General features: G+C 59.5%; 13 protein-coding genes. 3 read left to right on the plus strand and 10 right to left on the minus strand.

Annotated features, from left to right (window positions below; genetic code table 11):
• Positions 1-185: 185 nt before the first annotated feature.
• The 6 genes from DHB74_RS06305 to DHB74_RS06330 form a co-directional block, all read right to left on the minus strand.
• Entirely contained in the window at positions 186-1,265 is a 1,080-nt protein-coding gene (locus DHB74_RS06305) for a porin (protein ID WP_036992584.1), read from the minus strand.
• A 227-nt stretch (positions 1,266-1,492) separates the two neighbouring features.
• On the minus strand, positions 1,493-2,617 hold the full coding sequence (locus tag DHB74_RS06310; protein ID WP_499161040.1) for a beta-ketoacyl-ACP synthase III: 1,125 nt from the start codon (positions 2,615-2,617) through the stop codon (positions 1,493-1,495).
• A gap of 76 nt (positions 2,618-2,693) precedes the next feature.
• Entirely contained in the window at positions 2,694-3,602 is a 909-nt protein-coding gene (locus DHB74_RS06315) for an alpha/beta fold hydrolase (RefSeq protein WP_499161041.1), read from the minus strand.
• Between the two features lie 50 nt (positions 3,603-3,652).
• Positions 3,653-7,546 carry an ATP-dependent RNA helicase HrpA gene (hrpA, locus tag DHB74_RS06320; RefSeq protein WP_499161042.1) on the minus strand — a complete coding sequence of 1,298 codons (3,894 nt, stop codon included), beginning with the start codon at positions 7,544-7,546 and terminating at the stop codon, positions 3,653-3,655.
• Between the two features lie 108 nt (positions 7,547-7,654).
• Positions 7,655-9,343 carry a long-chain-fatty-acid--CoA ligase FadD1 gene (gene fadD1 / locus DHB74_RS06325; RefSeq protein ID WP_136869901.1) on the minus strand — a complete coding sequence of 563 codons (1,689 nt, stop codon included), beginning with the start codon at positions 9,341-9,343 and terminating at the stop codon, positions 7,655-7,657.
• A 308-nt stretch (positions 9,344-9,651) separates the two neighbouring features.
• Positions 9,652-11,337: a long-chain-fatty-acid--CoA ligase gene (locus tag DHB74_RS06330; protein WP_136869900.1), complete on the minus strand. Its 1,686-nt coding sequence runs from the start codon at positions 11,335-11,337 to the stop codon at positions 9,652-9,654.
• A gap of 167 nt (positions 11,338-11,504) precedes the next feature.
• Between DHB74_RS06330 and DHB74_RS06335 the strand changes: the two genes are divergently transcribed.
• Positions 11,505-11,972: a MaoC/PaaZ C-terminal domain-containing protein gene (locus tag DHB74_RS06335; RefSeq protein ID WP_136869899.1), complete on the plus strand. Its 468-nt coding sequence runs from the start codon at positions 11,505-11,507 to the stop codon at positions 11,970-11,972.
• Positions 11,973-12,040: 68 nt separating this feature from the next.
• Here DHB74_RS06335 and DHB74_RS06340 read toward each other — a convergent pair whose 3' ends face one another.
• Genes DHB74_RS06340 through DHB74_RS06350 form a run of 3 tightly spaced genes read right to left on the minus strand, consistent with a single transcriptional unit; the run spans position 12,041 to position 14,822 of the window.
• Positions 12,041-13,147 (minus strand): YkvI family membrane protein, encoded by a 1,107-nt coding sequence (locus DHB74_RS06340; protein WP_036992272.1) that lies wholly within the window; start codon positions 13,145-13,147, stop codon positions 12,041-12,043.
• Positions 13,148-13,171: 24 nt separating this feature from the next.
• On the minus strand, positions 13,172-13,549 hold the full coding sequence (locus DHB74_RS06345) for a RidA family protein (protein WP_036992274.1): 378 nt from the start codon (positions 13,547-13,549) through the stop codon (positions 13,172-13,174).
• The gene (locus DHB74_RS06350) at positions 13,524-14,822 is read right to left on the minus strand and encodes a D-amino acid dehydrogenase (protein ID WP_499161376.1); all 1,299 of its coding nucleotides are present in this window, start codon (positions 14,820-14,822) and stop codon (positions 13,524-13,526) included. Before DHB74_RS06350 ends, DHB74_RS06345 begins: the two co-directional genes overlap by 26 nt.
• Positions 14,823-14,962: 140 nt before the next feature.
• On the opposite strand from DHB74_RS06350, the gene DHB74_RS06355 reads away from it, so the two are divergent.
• A complete protein-coding gene (locus DHB74_RS06355) occupies positions 14,963-15,454 on the plus strand; it encodes an Lrp/AsnC ligand binding domain-containing protein (RefSeq protein WP_036992276.1) in 492 nt (163 codons plus the stop codon).
• A 50-nt stretch (positions 15,455-15,504) separates the two neighbouring features.
• On the opposite strand, the gene DHB74_RS06360 is transcribed toward DHB74_RS06355, so the two are convergent.
• A complete protein-coding gene (locus DHB74_RS06360; RefSeq protein ID WP_036992277.1) occupies positions 15,505-16,737 on the minus strand; it encodes a CaiB/BaiF CoA transferase family protein in 1,233 nt (410 codons plus the stop codon).
• 375 nt (positions 16,738-17,112) lie between these two features.
• Here DHB74_RS06360 and DHB74_RS06365 point away from each other — a divergent pair, with 375 nt between their 5' ends.
• The gene (locus DHB74_RS06365) at positions 17,113-17,994 is read left to right on the plus strand and encodes an IclR family transcriptional regulator (RefSeq protein WP_499161043.1); all 882 of its coding nucleotides are present in this window, start codon (positions 17,113-17,115) and stop codon (positions 17,992-17,994) included.
• Positions 17,995-18,001: the final 7 nt, after the last annotated feature.

Raw genomic sequence — 18,001 nt, forward strand, 5'->3', positions numbered from 1 at the left:
GGGCAGGCTGGACGTTCGCAGCCACCGTGTAGGATTACGAGCGAAACAAGAATAAGAACAAATGATGTCAGTTCGATGACAGGCCGCTCGGCGCGTCAGGTAACATCAGAGCCGATTGAGCACAAAAAAACCGGGTTGCTCTGAATGAGCAACCCGGTTCGGTGCTTCCGTTCCCTCAGCTGGGATCAGAAGTCGTAGCGCAGACCCACACTGAAACCAGTAGCTTTTTCACCCGAAGCATCGGCGTCGCCCGGGTTAGCAGTACGAGCCTGGCTCCACGGCGTCAGCGCAACATCGTCGTCATTATCGACAAGGGCATAGTTGGCATAGACGCGAACGGCCTTGTCCAGCTTGTGCTCAATACCCACTACCCACATGTCGCTGTCGGCATTGTTGGCATCGGCGTCACGGGTCATGTACATCGCCTTGACCGCGGTATTGGGGGCAAATTTGAATTCGCCGCCCAGACCGTAGACATCAGCAGTCCACAAATCACGCTGAACAGCCGTAGCGTCGGAATCATCATATTCGACGGTCTGATAGAAACCCACCAGCTTGAATGCATCAGTCAGCTTGTAAGCCGCCGCAGCACGCAGACCATCACGCTCGCCGCGGCCGGTGTTGCTCTCTGCAGTTTCATAAGCCAGGGAGCCTTCAAACGCGCCGGCAGCATAGTTCAACGAGGCACTGAAAGCATCGGAGTCTTCGTTGTAGTCGGGGTGATTTTCATCAACGACCAGTGACTGACCTTCGTAGACCGAATAGGCCAGCTTGATATTGAAACCACCGAGGCTTGGCGTGGTGTACTGAACAGTGTTGTCGTAACGCTCATCGAACCGGGCATTGCCGACACGGGTCAGGTTACGCATATCACCGACCTGGTCACCGAACAGGTTGGCCGGACCACGGGCGACCTTGAACGGGCTGTCGAAACGGCCCAGCTGGACAGCACCCCAGTTGGTACCGGCGACGCCAACAAAAGTATCGCGGGTAGCGAAGTTCTCACCACCATCACTCTCGCCGGTGTTGAAGTTGATCTGCTGCTCGATCTGGAAGAACGCTTTCAGGTTCGGGTTGATCTGGTGATCGCCCTTGAAGCCCAGGCGCGAAGAGTTGCTGGAGATGTTGGTTTCGGAGTAATCGGCACCATCGTCCAGGAAGTCGGTGGAAACGTGGGCACGACCATAGACTGTTACATCAGCCATGGCCACGGCGGGCATGACAGCTGCAGCACCAACAACAAGTGCAATCAACTTCTTCTTCATCGGATAAAACTCCTTCGGGTTGTAAAACGTCATCCTGCGTGTGACTGACGTCGTTTTGTTTCGACGGAGCGATTATGGAAATCCGATATGACAGACAGCTTGCTGAAATATGAAGATTTGAAGACAGGGGGAACTTTTGCGAAAACGGATAATAGAAACGCCGGCATATTGCCGGCGAAGGGATTGCCGCCGAGAGAGTTCTGGGCGGCAGTGTAGCGAGAGAGATATTACCGTTTGCGGACGATAACGCTGCCAATGGAGTAACCGGCACCGAAGGAGCAGATCACGCCATGGCTACCGGACGGTAGATCATCCTGGTACTTGTGAAAGGCAATGATCGAGCCTGCCGAACTGGTGTTGGCATATTCATCCAGCACTACCGGCGCTTCCTTCTCCAGATCAGGATCACGGCCCAGCAGCTTGCGGGCGATCAGCATGTTCATGTTCAGGTTGGCCTGGTGCAGCCAGAAGCGGCTCACGTCGGCCACCGACAGCTTGAGCTCTTCCAGGTGCTTGCCGATCAGCTCGGCGACCATGGGGCAGACTTCACGGAATACCTTGCGGCCTTCCTGAACGAAGAGTTTGTCCGGCTGGCCGATACCGCTTTCGTCGGCCCGGTTGAGGAAGCCGAAGTTGTTGCGGATGTTATTGGAGAACTGGGTCAGCAGCTTGGTGCCGACGATCTCGAACTGATGCTCGGAGACCGCATCCTCAGCCCGCTCGACAATGACCGCGGTGCACGCATCGCCGAAGATAAAGTGACTGTCACGGTCACGGAAGTTCATATGACCGGTGCAGATCTCGGGGTTGACCATCAGCACCGCACGCGCCTGCCCCGTGCTTACGGTATTGGCGGCGGCCTGGATGCCGAAGGTGGCAGAAGAGCAGGCAACGTTCATATCGAAGCCGAACCCCTGGATACCCAGAGCGGCCTGCACTTCCACAGCGATAGCCGGATAGGCCCGCTGCAGATTGGAGCAGGCAACGATCACGCCATCGATATCCGCAGCGGTGCGGCCGGCACGCTCCAGGGCTTCGGTAGCAGCCTTCACCGACATTTCGCAGAGGATCGACCACTCGTCATTGCTGCGCTCGGGAATATCCGGAACCATGCGGTTGATATCGAGGATACCGCTCTTGTTGACCACATGACGGCTCTGGATGCCGGAGGCCTTCTCGATGAATTCGCTGCTCGACAGCGGCGCCGGTGCCAGCTCGCCGGCAGCTATGGCCTCGGCGTTCTCCTGGTTGAACCGCTCGGCCCAGGCGTTGAAACTGGCCACCAGTTCGTCGTTGCTGATGCTGTTCGGGGGGGTGTACAAACCTGTGCCGCTGATGACTACTTTCTGCACGGTCGAACCTCTTTATATTTTCAATGTAATGGGCGGTGACGCCGGATATCGGCGGTACGGCCACTGAAATATTCTGTTATGGCGTGTTTGCATCCGTCTGCCGAGCCAGCCAGGCCAGCATCAGCGGAAAATGGTCATTGACGGCCTGAGGGTGAGTCAGCACATCGAGGTGGCCATAATCACGGGCGCTGCCGGTGCCCTTGCGCAGCAATACCAACTGCGCGTCGTGGCTGCCCAGCTCCCGAGCGAACGCCTTGACGTCTGCGAAGTGCCCCATGCAATGATCCTTGTAGCCTGCCAGATACAGACTGCTCGGCCAGCGGATCGCTGCCAATGCCGCAGCATAATCGAAACTATCCTGCGGATCACGCCAGTTGCCGCCATTTTGCCACAGTTGGCTATCAGCATGCAGCCTCAACGACAGGTCAGCACTCCCCAGACCGAGCCTGCTCAGGGGTACGAAACCATGACGTCGGCCAGCCAGCGGTGCGAGCCGTTTCCACATCACATCCAGCAACAACCGACGCTGCCAGTTGCGCTGATGGCAGACGCGCCGAACCCCGATATGGATCAGTCCGGCGATATGCTCCAGCCAAGTTGGCTGCCGGATCAGCGCGCTGGCTGCCAACACGCCGCCCCAGCCGTGAGCAATGATGGCAAAGCGCTCGCCCGGGTGTTCGCCAGCAATGAGTTCGTACAACGCAGGCAGGTCTTCGCAGATCAATTGAAACTGGGAAATATCCGGTACGGGTGCGCTGTCAGTCGCGCGGTCGCGCAGATCCGGCACATACACATCGTAGCCCGCATCAGCCAGCCAGGGCGCCAGTCCGGTGCCACCGGCTGGGCAGAATACCGCGCCCCGCTCGCCCAGGCCGTGCAATAGCAGCACCGCCGGCCCACCGACGGCGGGAGTGAAGCGTCGTACCCGGAGGGACGCATCCGCGGCTCCGGGCACGGAGATAGAAACAATCCGCTCTTCATTCACCAGACAAATCCTTTTCTCGACTATGTCCATGGTCTACCGGTGGCGCCCATTCAGCCGGTGATCTCATGCCAGAGTTTCTTCAGGCGCTTCTCCGATACGGGTACTTTGGTCCCCAACTGTTGGGCAAACAACGATACCCGGTATTCTTCCAGCATCCAGCGCCACAGCTCCAGACGCTCATCCTGTCGGCCTTCCAGCCGGTAGCGCTCGACCCGGGTGCGGTGCTGCTCGCTGAACTGCTGGATCTCGTCAGTCCAGACCCGATCACGCTGCACCTGTCCGGGCAGTTTGTCCAGCCGCTGTTCAATAGCTGTGAAGTAGCGCGGATACTGCCCCAGCCACTGCGCCGGCACGGCGCGCACGAAGCCTTTGAATACCAGCTGCCCCAGCTGTTCGCGGATATCATTCATGGCGATAGCCCGGGCCAGGTCGATCTTGCCCTTGAGGCGCTTCTGTACCGCATGCCAGGCCTTGAGAATGCTCAGTACCTGCGCCGCGAGTTTCTCCGCAGTGGGCACGAACTCCGCCCTGCCCGCCTCGACCCGCGCCTGCAGCTGCGCCGGGCTGCGCGGCAAGGGTTCGCCCGCAGGCAGACAGGCCCGATCCACTGCCGCCAGCAGCACATCTTCAGTCAGTTGTTGCTGATTGCCGAAGTCACGGTAATAGATCGCCGCTTCCTTGAGCGCGCCCAGCTTCTGACGCAGGAATTTGGCCTGCTCGGACAGAGCCTGCAACAGCAACCGCTGCACCCCGAGGCGATGGGCCTGTTCCGCCTGGGCCGGATTATCGAACAGTTGCTCGGTCACCCCATCGCCCTGCTCTGCCCAGGCCGGCCAGAAGTCCACGTCGATACCAGCCTGCCGGCGGCTGACTTTCAGAGGTAACTCGGCCTGACCGGCCGGCACGCTGGTCTGCGCCGCAGGTGCCGCCTCGACCGACGCCTGACGATCCGCCAAGCGCCCGCTCAACTGGCTGCACAGCGCACTGTAGTCTCGGCCCGAGGCGATTTCCTTGCCTTCGGCATCCACTACCTCAATGCGCATCAACAGATGTTCTTCAAGACTGATGTCGGCCCAGGCTTCCTCGTCCAGACGTACGCCGGTCATCCGCGTGAGCTCCCGGCCCAGGGCTTGAGTCAACTTGCCCTCGCCGAAGGGCATTCGCTCCAGTGCCGCCCGGACAAAATCGGGCACCGGCACGAAATTCTTGCGCAGCGCCTTGGGCAGGCCGCGTACCAGCGCCACGCATTTGTCATACAACAGGCCGGGCACCAGCCATTCCAGCCGCTCCTCAGGCAACTGCCGCAGCAGGGCCATGGGCACCTTCAGGGTGACACCGTCAGCAGGATGGCCCGGCTCGAAATGATAGCTGAGCGGCAACGCGACCCGTTGCCAGCGCAGGGTATCCGGATACTGCTCCGCGCTGACCTCGTTGGCCTCACGCTGCAGGAGGTCCTCACGGGTCATGTGCAGCAGTTTTGGCTGATCCTGGCTGGTGCGCTTGACCCAGCGCTCAAAGCTGGCCAGTTGATATATATCCTCCGGGACTCGCTGATCGAAGAACCGATACAGGGTCTCATCATCGACCAGAATGTCACGCTTGCGCGCCTTGGCCTCCAGCGCATCCAGCTCCTCCAACAAGGCCTGATTGGCACGGTTGAAGGCGGCGCGCCCATGCCATTGCCCTTCCACCAGCGCATGACGAATGAACAGTTCGCGGGACACCACCGGGTCGATGGGGCCAAAATGAACCTTGCGCCGCGGCACAATGATCAGCCCGTAGAGCGTGACCTGCTCGAAAGCCACTACCTGGCCGCGCTTCTTTTCCCAATGGGGCTCGCTGTGGCTGGTCTTGGTCAGGTGACCGGCCAGAGGCTCCACCCACAAGGGATCGATCTTGGCGACCAGCCGGCCATAGAGCCGCCGGGTTTCGGTCAGCTCCGCGACCATCACCCAGGCCGGGCGCTTTTTCGCCAGGGCCGAGGATGGATGCAGCATGAACCGACGCTGCCGTGCGCCGAGATAATCCCCCTCCTCGGTCTTGTTACCCAGGTGGCTCAGCAGACCGGCCAGCAGCGCCTTGTGCACCGGGTCATAACCGGCTGGCTCGGGATTACTCTGCAGGCCCAGGTCCCGGCAGGTGAGCAACAGCTGACGGTGGGTTTCCCGCCATTCCCGCATCCGCAGGTAATTGAGGAACTGTCGCCGGCACCAGCTACGCAACTGGTTCTGCGACAAGTCCTGCCGCTGCTCCTCGAAACCGCGCCACAGGTTGACGAAGGCGGCAAAGTCGGACTGATCATCGCGCCATTGGGCATGGGCCTGATCTGCCGCCTGTTGGCGCTCGATCGGCCGCTCCCGCGGGTCTTGCACGGCCAGCGCACTGGCGATGATCAGTACCTCCTGCAAGCTGCCCAGCACTGCGGCTTCGATCAGCATGCGGCCGATACGTGGGTCCACCGGCAGTCGCGCCAACTGGCGGCCCACCTCGGTGATACTGCCGTCTCGCTCGACCGCGCCCAGCTCCTGCAACAGGTTGAAGCCGTCGCTGATGGCACGACCGTCCGGCGGCTCGATGAAAGGAAAGTCTTCGATCCGGCCCAGGCGCAGATGCAGCATCTGCAGAATCACCGCCGCCAGGTTGGTCCGCAGGATTTCCGGGTCGGTGAATTCAGGGCGCCCGAGGACATCCGCCTCGTCATACAGGCGCACGCAGATACCCGGCGCCACGCGGCCACAACGCCCCTTGCGCTGATTGGCGCTGGCCTGGGACACCGGCTCGATCGGCAGCCGTTGCACCTTGGAGCGTGGACTGTAACGACTGATCCGCACCTCACCAGGGTCAATCACGTAGACGATGCCCGGCACCGTCAGCGAGGTCTCGGCCACGTTGGTTGACAGAATCACCCGGCGCCCGGCATGGCTGGCAAAGATCTTCTGCTGCTCTGCCACTGACAACCGGGCGTACAGCGGCAAGATCTCGGTATGCTTCAGATTGGCCTTGCGCAGGAAGTCGGCGGTATCGCGGATCTCCCGCTCGCCGGGCAGAAAGACCAGCGCATCCCCCGGCGGCTTGCCGGTAGCCCGCTCATGGGCGTCCAGTTCGCGCAGCGCCGCGAGGATACCCTGATCGATGCTCAGGTCTTCCTCGACACGATTGCCCTCCTCGTCCACCTCCGCCGACAACGGCCGATACCAGACATCCACCGGGAAGGTGCGGCCCGACACTTCAATGATGGGCGCATCGTTGAAATGGGCGGAAAAGCGCTCCAGGTCGATAGTGGCCGAGGTGATGATGACCTTGAGGTCCGGCCGCAGCGGCAGAATGGTTTTCAGGTAACCGAGCAGAAAGTCGATATTCAGACTGCGCTCGTGGGCCTCGTCGATGATCAGGGTGTCATAGCGTGACAGCAGGCGGTCATTCTGGGTTTCGGCAAGCAGGATGCCGTCGGTCATCAATTTGACCAGGGTGCGCTCATTGCTCTGGTCAGTGAAGCGCACCTGGAAACCGACCAGCTCGCCCAGGGGCGTACCCAGCTCCTCGGCCACCCGGCTGGCAACACTGCGCGCTGCCAGGCGCCGCGGCTGGGTATGGCCAATCAGGCCACGGGCGCCCCGCCCCAGTTCCAGGCAGATTTTCGGTAACTGGGTGGTCTTGCCCGAACCAGTCTCCCCGGCGATCACCACGACCTGGCTGCCCATGATGGCGCGTTTGATCTCGTCACGCTTGGCGGCAATCGGCAGGCTGTCGTCATAGCGTACCGTGGGTACACTCTCACGCCGTGCCGTCACCTTGGCGCAGGAGGTTTTCAGCTGCTCCAGCCACCGCTCCAGCCGTGCGGGTTCCGGTTGCTTGCCCAGGCTCTGCAACTGGCGTTGCAGTCGGGGGCGCTCAGCGGACATGGCGTGGTCGAGATTGGCGGCAAGGGTATCGAGATCGGTCATGCTTTCCTGTCTGTCAAAGGTACGTCATGCGGGGCAATTCAGGCGGCAGCACGAAAAAGCCCCGCCCGGAGGACCCGGGCGGGGCTTATTGTCGCAAAGAATCGGGCGTTATGCTGCGCCGAGTTTCTTCAGTTCCTCGTCACGCAGCTCGCGGCGCAGGATCTTGCCAACGTTGGTAGTCGGCAGGCTGTCGCGGAACTCCACGTCCTTGGGCACCTTGTAAGCGGTCAGCTTGTCACGCATGTGAGTCTTGACCTGTTCGGCGGTCAGCTGCGCACCCGGCTCCCTGACCACGAACACCTTGATCGCCTCGCCGGACTTGTCGCTGGGAACGCCGATGGCTGCGCATTGCAGTACACCCGGGATCGCCGCCATCACATCTTCCAACTCGTTGGGATAGACGTTGAAGCCGGACACCACGATCATATCCTTCTTGCGGTCGACGATGCGCATGTAGCCGTCTTCCTGGATGATGGCGATATCACCGGTCTGCAACCAGCCGTCCGCGCTGAGCACTTCATCGGTAGCCTCCTGGCGCTGCCAATAGCCCTTCATCACTTGCGGGCCCTTGACGCACAACTCGCCGCGCTCGCCCACCGGCAGCTCCTGACCATCGTCATCGATCACCTTGCACAGGGTCGAAGGGACCGGGATACCGATGGTGCCCAGTTGCGTGGCATGGGTCGGGTTGACCGAGACCACCGGACTGGTTTCAGTCATGCCGTAGCCTTCGGACACCTCACAACCCGTCACCTTGTGCCAGCGCTCGGCGGTAGCCTGTTGCAGGGCCATGCCGCCGGACAGGGTCAGCTTCATGGCGCTGAAGTCCAGTTGACGGAACTGCTCGTTGTTGCACAGGGCGGCAAACAGGGTGTTAAGACCAACAAAGGCGCTGAAGCGGTACTGCTTCATTTCCTTGACGGTCGCCGGGATATCCCGCGGGTTGGTAATCAGAACGTTCTGCCCTCCCAGCAGCATGACCGACATGCAATGGAAGGTGAAAGCGTAGATGTGATAGAGCGGCAGCGGACAGATGATGACCTCTTCGCCCTCTTTCATGTTCTCCGGCATCATCACCTTGCACTGCAGCATATTGGCCAGCAGGTTGCGATGCGTCAGCATGGCCCCTTTGGCCACGCCGGTGGTGCCGCCGGTGTATTGCAGCACAGCGGTATCTTCAGCGCTGGGATTGGCTTCACGGAAGTCGGCCTTGGCACCGACCTTCATGGCCTTGGTGAAAGGCACCGAGCCGGGAATGGACCAGGCAGGAACCATCTTCTTCACATGCTTGACCACCGCGTTGACCAGCACCCGCTTGAGCGGCGGCAGCATGTCGCCGACCTCGGTCACGATGACGTGCTTGACGCCAGTCTTCGGCACCACTTCCTCCGCCAGGTGCGCCATGTTGGCCAGGCAAACCAGCGCCTTGGCACCGGAATCGTTGAACTGGTGTTCCATTTCCCGGGCGGTATACAGCGGATTGGTGTTGACCACTACATAGCCGGCGCGCATGGCACCGAACACGACGATGGGGTACTGCAACACGTTCGGCAGCTGTACGGCGATACGGTCGCCCGGCTGCAGACCGGCATGGGTCTGCAGGTAGGCAGCAAACTCACCTGACAGGTGATACATTTCGCCCCAGGTAATGGTCTTGCCGAGGTTGGTAAAGGCTGGCCTGTCGGCGAAACGCTCGCATGAATCCTTGAGGACCGCCAGAACATTGGGGTATTGATCAGGATTGATCTCGGTGGGAATGCCCTCCGGATACTTGTCGGTCCAAAAACTCGCGTGCATGAATACCCCCTGTAATGCGTCCGGTTGCAATTACCGCTGCTATTGTATTTGGTTATCGAAGCTCTGGCCTCGGCTGGCTTCGCCAGTCCGGGATGATGCGGTGAGCCCCTACTATCAGGCAGAATCGGGTTTCGACCTTTTGTGAATATTTCATCCATTCCGGTCGAAAAGTGGCTGCAGCCTAACAGCTTTTTTGGGCTCAGGCCATAGCGCGGAAGTGATCCGAAGTGACGGAGAAAAGCGGGACGAGAAGGACAAAAACCGACTGATCAGTCAGCCGGTTTTTGTATTCGACAATCAATGGAAAGTTACTGGTCGCGCAATTCCCGACGCAGGATCTTGCCAACCGGACTCATGGGCAGCGAGTCGCGGATCTCATAATGCTTGGGTACCTTGTAGCCGGTGAAATTGGAGCGGCAATAGGCTTTCAGCTCCTCCACCGTCAGATCAGCGGCCGAGGGCACGACAAACAGCTTCACTGCCTCGCCCGACTTCTCGTCCGGTACTCCAATCACCGCTGCGCTGGCCACCTTGGGGTGAGCCGAGACTACATCTTCAATCTCGTTGGGGTAGACGTTGAAACCGGACACAATCACCAGGTCCTTGATCCGGTCCACGATGCTGACGAAGCCGTCCTCATCGATCACGGCAACATCACCGGTCTTGAACCAGCCATCGGCATCCATCGCCTCGGCAGTGGCTTCGTCGCGCTGCCAGTAGCCTTTCATCACTTGTGGCCCCTTGACGCATAACTCGCCGCGCTCACCCAACGGCAGCTCGACGCCATTTTCATCAATCACCTTCACCGCCGTGCCGGGTACCGGCAAACCCACGGTGCCCAGTCTCGCCAGGCCATCACCGGGACTGGAGCAGACCACCGGTGAACACTCGGTCAAGCCATAGCCTTCACCGATACCGCTGCCGGTTCGGCTCTGCCAGCGCTCGGCTGTCGCCTTGACCAGTGCGGTGCCGCCGGAGGTGGTGCTCTTGAGTCGGGTGAAATCCAGCTCGTCGAACTCCGGATGCTCCATCAGCGCGACGAACAGCGTATTCAGCCCGACGATCGAAGAAAACTGCCACTTCTTCAATTCCTTGATGAAGCCCGGGATATCACGCGGATTGGTGATAAGCACGTTGTGGTGCCCGGCCAGCATCATGCACATGCAATTCACGGTAAACGCGAAGATGTGGTACAGCGGCAGGGGCGCGATGATTACCTCACCGCCGTCGGGCAGCAACCGCTGGCCGTCCTGGCCCAGCTGCTGCAGGTTGGCATGCACCTGCAACATGTTGGCCACCAGGTTGCCATGGGTCAGCATGGCGCCCTTGGCCACCCCGGTGGTGCCGCCGGTGTATTGCAGTACGGCAATATCATCCAGCGTGCGGGTGACCGGCATGGGCGACAGGTTCTGGCAACGAGCCAGCGCCTTCTTGAATGACACCGCCTGTGGCAGACGATAGGTCGGCACCATTTTCTTCACATGCTTGACCGCGGCATTGATCAGCAGCCCCTTGACCGGCGGCAGCATATCGCCCATGCGCGCCTCGAACAGGTACTTGATCTCGGTATCAGGCAGCACTTCCTGCACCAGGTGGCCGAACAGGTTCATGTAGATCAACGCACGCGCACCGGAGTCGGTGAACTGATGGCGCATTTCCCGGGCGGTGTACAGCGGGTTGGTATTGACCACCACCAGCCCAGCGCGCATGGCGCCGAAGACGGCGATGGGAAACTGCAACACGTTGGGCATCTGAATGGCAATACGGTCGCCGGGTTTGAGGTCGGTATAGTTCTGGATGTAGCTGGCGAAGGCTGCGGATTGGCGTTCCAGCTCACCGTAGCTCAGGGTTACCCCCATGTTGGTGAAGGCCGGCGTGTCGGCATGCTGCGCGCAGGACGATTCGAATACTTCGATGATTGAATTGAACTGGCTCAGATCAATATCGTGAGCCACCCCCGGTGGGCGTTTGTCATTCCAGAATGATGCTTCCATTTTAATCCTTCTCTCCCGTTGGGGCGCTGACTGTCAGGCCAGGCACCTGCGCTGTTATTATCCAAGCCAAAATTACCAGCAATAGCAAAAAACACAAAACCGCGTTCTGTTTCATCAATTGTCTGAATACGGTTGCATGTCAACCCAGACACTATCGGAGTTTTTCCATGTCCATGCTAGAAAACCGCACCTACGATGAAGTCCGTGTAGGCGACACCGCCAGTGTCAGCCATATCGTCAGCGAACGGGACCTGATTCTGTTTGCCACTGTTTCGGGAGATGTGAATCCGGTGCATCTCGACCAGCAGTTTGCCGAGACCACCCCGTTCAAGGGCCGCATCGCCCACGGCATGCTGTCGGGCGCGCTCATCTCCGCCGCGATCGCCTGCGAGCTGCCCGGGCCGGGCACTATCTATATAGGCCAGGAGTTGAACTTCCTGCGGCCGGTACGTCTTGATGATGAGATCCGCATCGAGCTGGAAGTATTGGAAAAACTGCCGAAGAACCGGCTGAAGATTGCCACCCGGGTGATCAATCAGGATGCCAAGAAAGTGGTGGACGGCGTGGCAACCGTGATGGCGCCCACCGATAAAGTGCGTCTGGAGCGCATCCAGTTGCCCGAGGTCAGCTACTGATCTGCTCTACAAACGACAAGGCCGCCATCAGCTGAGCGGACGGCGGCCTTGTTCATGAACCGAGATCGTCAGATTCGGCTCTGGGCCTCCTTGGCCAGCTCTTCGGTGGAACGCTTGCGGGTGCGAATCCAGCTCGCCGCGATGGCGATGATCAACACCAGCCCAACCACACCCAGCATCGGATAGACGGTACCCACCAGCTTGGTGAAGCCGACCTGGCTCAAGCCCAGCCCGACCACCGTGAAGATGGCACTCAAGACTTTGAAGCGCTTGGTTTCCGGCGCAGCGAAACGGGCGCTGAAGGCAAAGAACATCCCGACCGCAGTACTGTAGATCATGGCGACCAGCGCCAGGGACAGGAGCACCGCCAGCCATGGATGAATATTCTGCGCCAGCATCAGTGTGGGGATCTCGATACCCTGCAGCTTGTCCAGGTTGGCAAACAGGCCGATGTTCAACAGGATGATCAGAAAGCCCAACCCCAAACCTCCTACCACACCGCCGCGCCCAGCCGCTCTCGGCGATTTGGTCAGGCCACCGATGACTGCCAGCATGGGAAAGCCCACGGCGATATTGAAGGATGCGTAGAGCAAGCCACTCAAGGCCCAGTGCGATACTTCAGCGCCAAGGAAGGTGATGACCGGTACATCAGTTGCCGCCTGGTTCAGCTCTTCGGTAGAGCCGGTGCTGGTGACAATGGAGTAGACCATGATCGCCAGAACCAGAATCAACAGGAACGGCATAACCGCACTGATCAGGTTGATGATGCCCTTGACGTTCAGACACAGGGTGCCGATCACCAGCACGGTCATCAGGACGGAACCCACCAGCGGGTCCAGACCAAACTGCTGGGCGAGGGTCGAGCCCGCGCCAGCGAGCATGACCACACCCACGCCGTACAGAAAGAACGACAGAATAAGATCGACGACAAAACCCGCTTGCTTGCCGAAAATGATGTAGAGCACCTGCTTATGCGATCCGGCCTGCATGATGGAGCTGATGCGGGCGATCTGCATGCCCAGGAAGGCAAAAAGCACGGCTGATACAACCGATCCTGCAACCCCGGCAATACCGTAACCGGTGAAGAATTGCAGCACTTCGTTACCGGAGGCAAAGCCGCCACCGATAACCACGGACATGTACGCCAAGGCAATTTGCCAAGAGTTTTTGTTCATCTTACTTATCTCAACTTGTTAGATTTATAGGTTGTCGGGCCGCGTTATTTCAGGCAGTGCGGCAACTACTGACATTTCGACCAGAATATCCGATTCGCACATTCCGGCCTCTACAGTGGCTCGCACGGGGGCGACGCCCTCGGGCAGCCAGCGATCCCACACGGCATTCATGCCGGCGAAATCACGAGCGATATCCTTCAGGTAGATAGTTACCGAAAGGATATGCTGTTTGTCACTGCCCGCCTCGGCGAGCAGCTTTTCTATTTCCTGCAGGGTCTCCTGCGTTTGCTGTTCGATACCTGCGTCCATGCTCTCGCCAACCTGACCCGCCAGATAGACGGTGCCATGGTGGATGACGATCTGGCTCATCCGGTTGTCAGTGTGCAGTCGCTGGATGTGCATGTTGGTCAGCCTCTTTGTTGTCGCCGTAGCGCGATATGTCGAATCCGGCAGTGCTGATCGCCGAAGGCTTTTTCGCCATCATATCAGCCAGCAGGCGCGCCGAGCCGCAGGACATGGTCCAGCCCAGGGTGCCATGGCCGGTATTCAGGAATAAATTGCGATAGCGGGTTTTGCCGATGATCGGCGTACCATCGGGCGTCGCCGGGCGCAGGCCGGTCCACAGGTCGATGGTCGAAGTATCCGCGCCTTCGGGGAACAGATCCTCGACGATCATTTTCAGGGTTTGCCCTTTGCGTGGGTCAATCTTCAGATCGTAGCCGCGAATTTCCGCCATGCCACCGACGCGGATGCGGTTATCGAAACGGGTAATGGCCACCTTATAGGTCTCGTCCAACATGGTGGATACCGGAGCCATGTCCGAATTGGTGACCGGCACGGTGATCGAGTACCCCTTGAGCGGGTAGATCGGCGCAGTGATTCCCAGAGGGGCCAGCATGTGCGGACTGTAGCTGCCCAGCGCCATGACATAGCTATCGGCGGTTTCCAGCTTGCCATCGACCCAAACGCCATTGAGGCGATCACCGGCGTAATCCAGACGTTCGATGTTCTGGTTGAAGCGGAACTCCACGCCCAGTTCGCGCGCCATTTCGGCAATGCGGCGGGTAAACATCAGGCAATCGCCGGTCTGATCATTGGGCAGGCGCAGGCCGCCGCTCAGCTTATGTGCCACTTTGGCCAGCGCTGGCTCAGCCGAGGCCAGGGTGTTGCGATCCAGCAGTTCGTAGGGCACTCCCATCTGTTCAAGTACCGCGATGTCCTTGGCCGCGCTATCAAGCTGGGCCTGGGTTCGGAACAATTGAGTGGTGCCGCGCTGACGCCCTTCGTATTGAATGCCGGTTTCGGCGCGCAGCTCGTCCATGCAGTCACGACTGTATTCGGACAAGCGGACCATGCGCTCCTTGTTCACGGCGTAACGCGCGGCAGTGCAGTTGCGCAGCATGCGCGCCATGAACAGATACTGATTGATATCACCGGTCGGCTTGATGCTCAGCGGCGCATGCTTCTGCAACATCCATTTAATAGCCTTCAAGGGCACACCCGGTGCGGCCCAGGGCGATGCGTACCCGGGGGAGATCTGCCCGGCGTTGGCGTGACTGGTCTCTTCCGCCACGCCAGACTGGCGGTCGATCACGGTCACTTCGAACCCTTCCCTGGCAAGATAATAAGCACTGGTGGTGCCTACAACACCACTACCAAGAATCAGAATACGCATCATGAAACTCCTCGCCTCTACCGGGCTTATCGCAGTGACCGGGATTATAGGAGAGCCACAACAGTTGAATTCACTATTTAATCCGCTATATTTGGCGTTAATTTTCGTTCAATTAGCCAAAGGTCTAGTCAGATCCCCCAATGAGAACCAAACATCGTGCCCAGCGAGAACTCGATCGCATCGATCGCCAGATCCTAAGAGAACTGCAGGAAGAAGGCCGTCTCGCCTTTACCGAACTGGGTGAACGCGTGGGTCTGTCCACCACGCCCTGTACCGAACGGGTCCGCCGGCTGGAACGCGAAGGCGTGATCATGGGCTACAGCGCCCGCCTGAATCCCGCCCATCTGGAAGCAGGTTTGCTGGTCTTCGTGGAGATAAATCTGTCCTACAAATCCGGCGACATCTTCGAGGAGTTCCGCCGTGCGGTACTCAAACTGCCCCACGTTCTGGAATGCCACCTGGTCTCGGGCGATTTCGACTACCTGATCAAGGCTCGCATCAACGAGATGGCGTCCTACCGCAAACTGCTTGGCGACATCCTGTTGAAACTGCCGCACGTGCGCGAGTCGAAAAGCTACATCGTCATGGAAGAAGTGAAGGAATCGCTGGCACTGCCAGTGCCGGAACAGTAGGCCGCTGCGTCATCGCAGCGACCTGTGTAAAGACTGACAGGCGGGATTGTTCAGGGCGACTGCTCGATAATGCCCAGCGCCTTCAGCCCCGCCAACTGCTCGGCGCTCAATCCCAGGCGCTCACGCAATACCGCTTCGGTATCCTGCCCCAGCATCGGCGCCGGCCGCTGATATTCCACCGGCGTCTCGGACAGCTTGATCGGGCTGCCCACCATGGTGAAGTCCGGATTGAGCGGATGAGGCATGTTGACCAGCATGTCCCGAGCCTGGACCTGCGGTTCCTCCAGCGCCTGGGCAATATTGTTGATGGCACCCACCGGTACCTTGACCGCATGGATCTTCGCTACCCATTCATCGGCCATGCCGCCGAGAAAATGGGCCGCCAGAATGTCCACCACCTGCTCCCGGTTACGAACCCGGTCCGCATTACGGATAAAGCGGGGGTCCGCCGGCAGCTCTGGCAGACCGATGGCATCACACAGGGCCACGAACTGGGAGTCATTGCCACAGGCGATGATGAAGTCCCGGTCGGCCGCTCGAAAGACCTGATAAGGCACGATATTGGCGTGGGCATTGCCATAGCGCCCCGGCACCTTGCCCGAGGCCAGGTAATTCATGCTCTGGTTGGCCAGAGTCGCTACCTGTACATCCAGCAATGCCATATCGCAATGCTGGCCGCGCCCGGTCTTCTCCCGGTTGATCAATGCCGCCTGGATGGCAATGGTGGAGTACAGCCCGGTCATCAGGTCAGAGAAGGCCACCCCGGTCTTCTGCGGCCCACCACCGGGCAGATCGTCGCGCTCACCGGTGATGCTCATCAGCCCACCCAGGCCCTGGATGATGAAATCGTAGCCCGGCTCTGCCGCCCGCGGCCCGGTCTGACCGAAGCCGGTGATGGAGCAGTACACCAGACGCGGATTGATCTGCGCGAGGGTCGCGTAATCCAGCCCATATTTCTTGAGCGAGCCGGCCTTATAATTCTCGATCAGCACGTCGCAATCGGCCACCAGCGCCCGTACCAGCTCCTGGCCTTCGGCACTGGCCAGGTCAATCGCAACCGACCGTTTGCCCCGATTGGCTGATTGGTAATAGGAGGCTTCGGCCGTCCATTCCCCAGCGCTGTCCTTCATCCAGGGCGGCCCCCAGCCACGGGTGTCATCACCGCATCCGGGCCGCTCGACCTTGATTACCTCAGCTCCGAGATCGGCCAGAATCTGACCACACCATGGCCCAGCCAGCACCCGGCTCAGATCCAGTACCCGTATTCCAGTCAGCGCACCCATTCAGTTTTCCTGTTGCCATGAAGCCAGCGACTTCGTTCCCAACGAATTCCGCAGCATGGGCCCGCATCGCACCCCTGAAGTACCGCGGTTTTGATCATTCTGTTTGACCAGACTCTAACACTGCGCAACGACAGCTGGCTTCACAGTTCCATGCAACAGAGCACGAAGCCGGCCCCGAAGCAGATTATTGAATGGAGTTTCGCTATGCAGTATAAGATTCCGTATTCCGCGATAATCATAGTTTCGCCGGCAAGCTGAGTAAAGCAGCAGACCCCTCTCGCAAGGCTATAGCCCCGAGCGCCGGTATATTTACCTGCTTTTCTGACGAACTCGCGTTTCACTGTGCAGTATTTGATTTTGTTTTGTTGATATTTCATGAAAGCTGGAGATAACATGCGTGCCAGTCACAATCCGCCGACAAGCAATTTAAATGAACAGGCTTCAGATGCGGACGCCTTCGATGCACAGATGCTCGATCCGTTGAGCGCCTTTGACGAGGCGCCCAAGGACCGACATTTCGTCACGGCCTTGGCGCGTGGAGTGGAGATCCTGCGGTGCTTTACCCCGCGGGAAACGCTGCTGGGCAATCAGGATCTGGCCACGAAAACCGGTTTGCCAAAGGCAACGGTTACGCGGCTGACGCATACGTTGAGCCGGCTTGGCTGTCTGAAGCGGCAAGTGCAGACAGGCAAGTACCAGTTGGATGTGGGCGTGATGGGCATTGGTTATGCGCTGCTGTCGAACCTGTCGGTGCGCGCCTCCTCCCATCCGCTGATGGAAGAAATGGCCGCTTATGCGCAGGCGTCGGTGGCAATGGCAGCCAGGGACCGGCTACAGATGGTTTATCTGGATGTGGCCTACGGCAAGGCCAACATGAGTACGCGCCGGCACATAGGTACCTATCTGCCGATGCACCTGACCTCGATGGGTCGGGCGTGTCTGGCAGCAATGCCGGAAAACGAGCGGGAATTCATTCTCGATCACCTGCGGGCCACGCACCAGGACGACTGGCCGATGATCCGCAAAGGGCTGGAGCGCGCGTTCAGGGATTACGCGGATTTCGGTTATTGCATGTCGATTGGCGAATGGCAGCGGGACATCAATTCCGTGGCCGTCCCCATGATCCATGCGCAACACGGCCTGCTGGCTTTCAACTGCGGCGGCCCGAGCTTTCACCTGCCTCGAGAGAAGCTTGAGGAGGACATCGGACCGCGTCTGGTGAACATGGTAAACAACATAGAGGCTGCCACCCGCTGACGTAGCT

This window comes from Pseudomonas sp. G11-1, from assembly GCF_024031555.1.
GTDB classification, from domain to species: domain Bacteria; phylum Pseudomonadota; class Gammaproteobacteria; order Pseudomonadales; family Pseudomonadaceae; genus Halopseudomonas; species Halopseudomonas bauzanensis.

Bases quoted from the DNA above. Each gene is read 5' to 3' on its own strand.
- DHB74_RS06305 (WP_036992584.1), bottom strand. From the start codon at position 1,265: ATGAAGAAGAAGTTGATTGCACTTGTTGTTGGTGCTGCAGCTGTCATG.
- hrpA (WP_499161042.1), bottom strand. From the start codon at position 7,546: ATGACCGATCTCGATACCCTTGCCGCCAATCTCGACCACGCCATGTCC.
- fadD1 (WP_136869901.1), bottom strand. From the start codon at position 9,343: ATGCACGCGAGTTTTTGGACCGACAAGTATCCGGAGGGCATTCCCACC.
- DHB74_RS06330 (WP_136869900.1), bottom strand. From the start codon at position 11,337: ATGGAAGCATCATTCTGGAATGACAAACGCCCACCGGGGGTGGCTCAC.
- DHB74_RS06335 (WP_136869899.1), top strand. From the start codon at position 11,505: ATGTCCATGCTAGAAAACCGCACCTACGATGAAGTCCGTGTAGGCGAC.
- DHB74_RS06340 (WP_036992272.1), bottom strand. From the start codon at position 13,147: ATGAACAAAAACTCTTGGCAAATTGCCTTGGCGTACATGTCCGTGGTT.
- DHB74_RS06345 (WP_036992274.1), bottom strand. From the start codon at position 13,549: ATGCACATCCAGCGACTGCACACTGACAACCGGATGAGCCAGATCGTC.
- DHB74_RS06350 (WP_499161376.1), bottom strand. From the start codon at position 14,822: ATGCGTATTCTGATTCTTGGTAGTGGTGTTGTAGGCACCACCAGTGCT.
- DHB74_RS06355 (WP_036992276.1), top strand. From the start codon at position 14,963: ATGAGAACCAAACATCGTGCCCAGCGAGAACTCGATCGCATCGATCGC.
- DHB74_RS06360 (WP_036992277.1), bottom strand. From the start codon at position 16,737: ATGGGTGCGCTGACTGGAATACGGGTACTGGATCTGAGCCGGGTGCTG.
- DHB74_RS06365 (WP_499161043.1), top strand. From the start codon at position 17,113: ATGAAAGCTGGAGATAACATGCGTGCCAGTCACAATCCGCCGACAAGC.